The sequence below is a fragment of the Cuspidothrix issatschenkoi CHARLIE-1 genome, assembly GCF_002934005.1.
GTDB classification, from domain to species: domain Bacteria; phylum Cyanobacteriota; class Cyanobacteriia; order Cyanobacteriales; family Nostocaceae; genus Cuspidothrix; species Cuspidothrix issatschenkoi.
This window is the reverse complement of record NZ_PGEM01000194.1, coordinates 1-5,563: the sequence shown is the minus strand read 5'-3', so window position 1 is coordinate 5,563 and position 5,563 is coordinate 1. Positions and strand designations below refer to the sequence as shown.

Annotated in this window: 6 protein-coding genes; 1 reads left to right on the top strand and 5 read right to left on the bottom strand. The window is 36.7% G+C overall.

Going from position 1 to position 5,563, the window contains the following annotated elements:
• Positions 1-237: 237 nt before the first annotated feature.
• The 3 genes from CUN59_RS19735 to CUN59_RS19725 all read right to left on the bottom strand — a co-directional run bounded on the left by CUN59_RS19735 (position 238) and on the right by CUN59_RS19725 (position 2,868).
• Positions 238-561, bottom strand: a complete 324-nt coding sequence (locus CUN59_RS19735) for a slr1957 family protein (RefSeq protein WP_104389433.1) — start codon at positions 559-561, stop codon at positions 238-240.
• A 310-nt stretch (positions 562-871) separates the two neighbouring features.
• Entirely contained in the window at positions 872-2,452 is a 1,581-nt protein-coding gene (gene lysS, locus CUN59_RS19730) for a lysine--tRNA ligase (RefSeq protein WP_104389432.1), read from the bottom strand.
• Between the two features lie 56 nt (positions 2,453-2,508).
• On the bottom strand, positions 2,509-2,868 hold the full coding sequence (locus CUN59_RS19725; RefSeq protein ID WP_104389431.1) for a VOC family protein: 360 nt from the start codon (positions 2,866-2,868) through the stop codon (positions 2,509-2,511).
• Between the two features lie 317 nt (positions 2,869-3,185).
• Between CUN59_RS19725 and CUN59_RS19720 the strand changes: the two genes are divergently transcribed.
• Entirely contained in the window at positions 3,186-3,473 is a 288-nt protein-coding gene (locus CUN59_RS19720; protein ID WP_104389430.1) for a small RNA NsiR4-regulated ssr1528 family protein, read from the top strand.
• A 110-nt stretch (positions 3,474-3,583) separates the two neighbouring features.
• On the opposite strand, the gene CUN59_RS19715 is transcribed toward CUN59_RS19720, so the two are convergent.
• Positions 3,584-4,894 carry a glutamate-5-semialdehyde dehydrogenase gene (locus tag CUN59_RS19715; protein ID WP_104389429.1) on the bottom strand — a complete coding sequence of 437 codons (1,311 nt, stop codon included), beginning with the start codon at positions 4,892-4,894 and terminating at the stop codon, positions 3,584-3,586.
• A 309-nt stretch (positions 4,895-5,203) separates the two neighbouring features.
• Positions 5,204-5,470, bottom strand: a complete 267-nt coding sequence (locus CUN59_RS19710; protein WP_104389428.1) for a hypothetical protein — start codon at positions 5,468-5,470, stop codon at positions 5,204-5,206.
• Between the last annotated feature and the right edge of the window lie 93 nt (positions 5,471-5,563).

Here is a 5,563-nt window from a genome sequence, read left to right as displayed (position 1 = left end):
TTTGGCATAACAGGTACGGAAGAACCAACAAATACAAGAAGTTTTGAGTGCTGTTACTTTTCTTGACATATTTACATATTTTCCTGATCTCACATCCACCCACTTAACATACTCAATTAGTCATTAAAAACAATATCACCGACTTCTCTAAGAATTCGGTGATTTTCAACAATTAATATTCACAAATCAAATCATATACCACTAACTACTGGCAATCAAATGATTGGCATTGAGTATCTAAAAATCTTCCGGTTCAAACTGTGCCACTATGACAGCATTAAACCCAAAAGATAACACCAAAGGAATCGGACATTTAAACCAAAATGTGTAAATCACCGCTAAAATTGTCGTAGCGATCGCAGCACCAGCCCAATACATTTCTTGGTCAGTAAATCCATTTTCTTCTTTAATTACTCTCAATACATTGATTGGTATGGGTTCAGGCATGACTCCACCCGGCGGAAACGCCCAATAATTGCCTCGTCTCTCGACAAATAAATCTGTCCAGCCATTTTCCAAGCACCAGTCTTCAATCCATTGAATAGAGTAATGATTCATCATATAAATTCCAATTTTGCGTTGTGGTTTCACCCTTAGATAATTGTTACCAATAACATTGACTGTAATTGCTTTATCCTAGATATTTATGAAGAATTTTGTACATATTATCAATCTTGCCCCCGCAGTTATGACCATAGTTAACAGACTAGCAGTTGTTTGGCAGAGTGGAATACAAAAGATAATAAACTTTACTTGTAATAAAACTTCATAAATAATTGTAAATTATAGAATCTCAAAACCATTAATAAACCTTGACTAAAATGGGAAAAGCTATATGTGATGATTCCCTGTCAGGGACAGGGAAAAATCATTAGGAAACTGCTACTTTATCGAGATTCAAAGCCACAACTTCTTGTAACCGCGCCAGCACAAAGGACTTATCTAGATAAGATAACAAACCGCCAGCTTTTGGACCCCTTTCTTTATTGAGAAAAGATAGATATAAAGCCTTAAAAGCAATAGCTTGTTGAATACCTAACTCCTTAGTAGTTGAGAAAATTAAAGTTTGTAATTCCTCCCCATCCCAATGAGGAATATTTTGCAAATTTTCCATTAATTTTTGCAAATATCCCACTTGTTCAGCATTCAAATCATTAGCCTTCTCTGGAACTTGTTCTAAATAAAGAACTAGCTTTTCTTCCTCATCAGCATAATCTGCTAACCACTTAGTTGCGGCCGCAATTCTTTGATTAACAATCTCTTGGTCGTATGCACTTAAAGGTTGTAAACTGCGTTGTTTCACCTCATCTTGAATATTTAAACGAGGAACTTGTAACAAAGAAATTAACGTACTAAAATCAAAAGGTTGATACTTTTTAACTTCATCACCCACCTGGGCGTAAAATAAAGGCATTAATTCTTCGACCAATTCATCAGCATTCCCATACTTATTAATTAAAGTATCGTAATCTCTAAATAAACGGGTTGTAGTTTCATAATTGGGGGCAAAATTAATCACCGATCTAGGCTGAGTTCTTAACATTAAAAACCGCAATAATTCCGCCGGTAATAAATCAGCGATTTCCCTAGCACTAGAACCCACACCTTTAGAAGAACTCATCTTTGTACCATTAACAAGGATAAATTCATAAGGTGAATGGAAAGGAGGTTGTTTTTGTAAAACCTTGCGATAAATAGCATTAGCGACATCACGAGAACCACCTTTTTGAGAATGATCCTTACCTGCCATTTCAATAGTGATTCCCCATACATCCCATTTAGCTACCCATTCTACCTTCCAAGGTAATTTACCATTACCATTAAAGGGGGAAACCCAACCAGAATGGCCACAACCTTTGACATAATCAACGCCTTCAGGTTTACAAGTGTAAAATACTTCCGAACCGTTATAATCTGTAGTTACAGTAGTAGCGATTTTACCGCAATTTTCACAAACAACTTGAAAAGGATACCAATTATGAGGACGATCTGCCTTACTTGCTTCCTTATAAGCTTCCCGTACTAAATGGGCATTTTTCAGGAAAATATCAATATGATCATTAAGTCTTCCTGAACGATATAAATCACGTAAAAAATAGGTTTGTGGTTTAATTCCTAAGTATTCAAAAATTTCAAAAAACTCACCAATAAAATACTTAGCGTAATCTGGGGCATTATTACCAGGAGAGGGAACATTGCACAGGGGAAAACCCAAATAAGGCTGAAATTTTTCTTGATCTAAATATTTAGGAACAGTATCCAGCGCATCATAGTCATCCACACCATACAAAAACTTTACAGGCTTACCTGCGTGTTTTAAAGCACGGTAAATAACGTCATGAATAACCACACCACGCAAAGATCCGACGTGAATCCGTCCTGAAGGGGTCTTAGAATCATTAACTACTTGTTCGCCTACTGCATCAGCAGCAATTTTATCAGCCCAAAACATTTATATTTCATCATTTCACAATCTATCTATTTTAACTTTTGTCATGGAGAATAATCTTATTTTTGGCTAAGTTCAATTATATTGCCATCGGGATCTTTAACAAAAATGGCTTCCCGACCAGAAGCACTAGCTTCAAAAGTATAATTTTTAGCACTTAATTCATCTTTTACAACCTGCAAATTAACCACAGCAAAAGCAATATGGGGATTTTGCCCCCATTTTTCCTGCTGCTTATCGGTGGGTACAGTGGGCGCAACTATGAGATGAAGTTGATAATTACCAATTTGATACCAGACACCGGGATATTTTAAAGGCCGTTCTACTTTTTGTAGTCCTAATATTTGACCATAAAAATGTTCTGAACGTTCTAAATCACTGATGAGAATGGCGGTATGAAGACTCTCTAGAATCTGCATGTTTGATATTAGTGATGTTATTGACAAGCTTTTGGTTATAGATGTGTATCAGAGTTAATTAAGGAGCAAAAACAATTTTTTAACTACTAATACAATCAACATTATTATATCACAATTTTGGGTATTTATCTATGGTGTTACAGTTTGATTTTTAGATTTTTGAAGATATACGGGTTTTGGTGGGCAATGTCCTCTCTAGAATACCTGATACCATTTCTTTATGAAAAATCAAAAATGGTATGAATAGGGAAATGTGGGTTGGAACTGTCACCTCTTCCCTGGTAAAATATCCCAAATCTGTTTGCAAATAAATTATCATGTCTACTGAAACTACCACTGGTGCTGATGCTATTGATCAAGCGATCGCCCAAGGAATTGATTTTGATGGTTCTCCTATTCCCACAGCTAAGTTAGAATTATATACTCAAGTCATGGGATTAGAAGCCAATAGACAACGCAGTGGTGTATCTAATACCATGCGTTCTCGTATTGTCCGTATTGGTGCTAAACACATTCCCCAAGCTGAACTTGATCAAAAGTTAGTTGACGCTGGTTTTGCACCCTTAAAAGAAAAAGAAATTGCCTTTTTCTATGGTGGTAAATAAATATTAAATATTGTGGTGCGGGCATACTATGGCTAAGGCGACGCTACGCGAACGACAAGCTTAGTAAAAGTCTTGCCCGCTAAAATCATCTCAACTAAAACCAGTAAAACCTATGGGATCAAATCTCGATGAGTAAATGATTTGGCATTTGCACCTGTGTAGGTTTTCACAATATGTCCATCACCACACATTTGATATTTATAGGTGACTAAACCTTCTAAACCTACAGGTCCACGGGGTGGCATTTGTTGGGTACTAATTCCCACTTCTGCACCAAAACCATAACGGAAACCATCAGCAAAACGGGGAGAACAATTATGATAAACTCCGGCTGCATTTACTAAGCCTTGGAAAGTTTTTACTGCGGTGATATCTTCTGTGATAATTGCTTCTGTATGCCGAGAACCATAATTGCTAATATGAGATATGGCATCTTCTAAAGAATCAACAATTTTAATTGCTAAAATCAAATCACTGTATTCTGTTTCCCAGTCGCTTTCTGTTGCTAAGGCAATATTAGGTAAAATTTCTAAGGTGGGTTGATCACCTCGTAATTCGACATTTTGTGTTTGTAAAGCTGCGGCAATTTGAGGTAAAAATTCCCTAGCTATATTACTGTGAATTAATAAGGTTTCAATGGCATTACAAGCGGCTGGATATTGGGTTTTAGAATCAACAGTAATATTAATGGCTTTATCCAGATCAGCAGATTTATCTATATATAAATGACAAATTCCATCGGCATGACCAAGGACAGGAATGCGAGTATTATCTTGGACAAATTTCACAAAAGCATTAGAACCTCTAGGAATAATTAAATCTACATATTTATCTAAATGTAATAGTTCTATTATTTCTTCTCTAGTGGTTAACAATTGCACGGCATCAGGGTTAACTGCTGTGTGAGATAATCCTTGTTTAATGGCTTTAACGATGGCTGCACAAGAATTTAATGCCTCTTTTCCACCTTTGAGAATGACACCATTTCCAGATTTAATTGCTAAGGAAACAATTTGAATTGCAGCTTCGGGACGGGCTTCAAAAATGATGCCTAAAACACCTAAAGGACAGGTAATACGTTTGAGAATTAAACCAGTGTCAATTTCTCGATGAATTTGGACTTTACCGCTAGGATCATCGAGTTTACCAACATCTCGCACACCAGCGATCGCATCTCTTAATTTATGTTCATCTAACTGCAACCGTTTATAAAGGGGTTTAGCAATGCCTTCAGCTACAGCAACTTGACAATCAGTTAGATTTGCTTGAATAATATCATCTTTAGCTGATTCTAAAGCTTGAGCGATCACTTCAATCGCTTGATTTTTTTCCTCAGTTGAAAGCAAAGCTAGTTTACAAGCCGCTTGACGGCTTTGTTGAGCGATCGCAGTTAGAGGAGAAACAATATTGATAATAGTCATAGCAAGTAATAATTTTCAGAGATGGCGACGGTCTGTGTCTTTTTTCCATCCTATCAATATTAGTTAGCCGATAGACATAGGAGTGGAAATTATCCTAGGGACAATTCATGAATTGTCCCTACAAGGGTTTGGTGGTTATGCACATTTAATTACCACCAGATGTCTATTGTGTAATCTTAAATTAGTCTAATTCTTGTGAAGTTGGCATCCGCCATATATAAATTAAATGCGTCTTAGACCAGTATCTCCGTTGCAAACAAGGTGGAGAATTAGCTATTTAGGCCAATTCTGCACCTTATTTTTCTAAACTCAACCTTGTTGAACACGCTGCTCAAATTCTTCACAAGTTTTTTCGACTATAGCCAGGGCTGAGGGATATATATCATTATGCTCCTGTTTAAGCCAGCCTAAAAGACGAGTAACTTGGGCGTTTCGTAAATCTAAGTCGGTCTGGAAAATGATTGCAGTTGCCATAGCTTCAGCATATTGTTTTGGATGTCCTTGCTGCACAAAAACATCCACTAAAGCGACTAAAGCTGTCTGTGGCACAGTAGGAGGAGTTGCCTCTATGGACATAAATTGATGAAGGAAATAATTTTACTGAATTATCCTACTTCATTTCCATCAAGAGTTGTTAATAGTAGCATCACGTGAACTACCACACACTGA

Bases quoted from the DNA above. Each gene is read 5' to 3' on its own strand.
- CUN59_RS19715 (WP_104389429.1), bottom strand. From the start codon at position 4,894: ATGACTATTATCAATATTGTTTCTCCTCTAACTGCGATCGCTCAACAA.
- CUN59_RS19735 (WP_104389433.1), bottom strand. From the start codon at position 561: ATGATGAATCATTACTCTATTCAATGGATTGAAGACTGGTGCTTGGAA.
- CUN59_RS19710 (WP_104389428.1), bottom strand. From the start codon at position 5,470: ATGTCCATAGAGGCAACTCCTCCTACTGTGCCACAGACAGCTTTAGTC.
- lysS (WP_104389432.1), bottom strand. From the start codon at position 2,452: ATGTTTTGGGCTGATAAAATTGCTGCTGATGCAGTAGGCGAACAAGTA.
- CUN59_RS19720 (WP_104389430.1), top strand. From the start codon at position 3,186: ATGTCTACTGAAACTACCACTGGTGCTGATGCTATTGATCAAGCGATC.
- CUN59_RS19725 (WP_104389431.1), bottom strand. From the start codon at position 2,868: ATGCAGATTCTAGAGAGTCTTCATACCGCCATTCTCATCAGTGATTTA.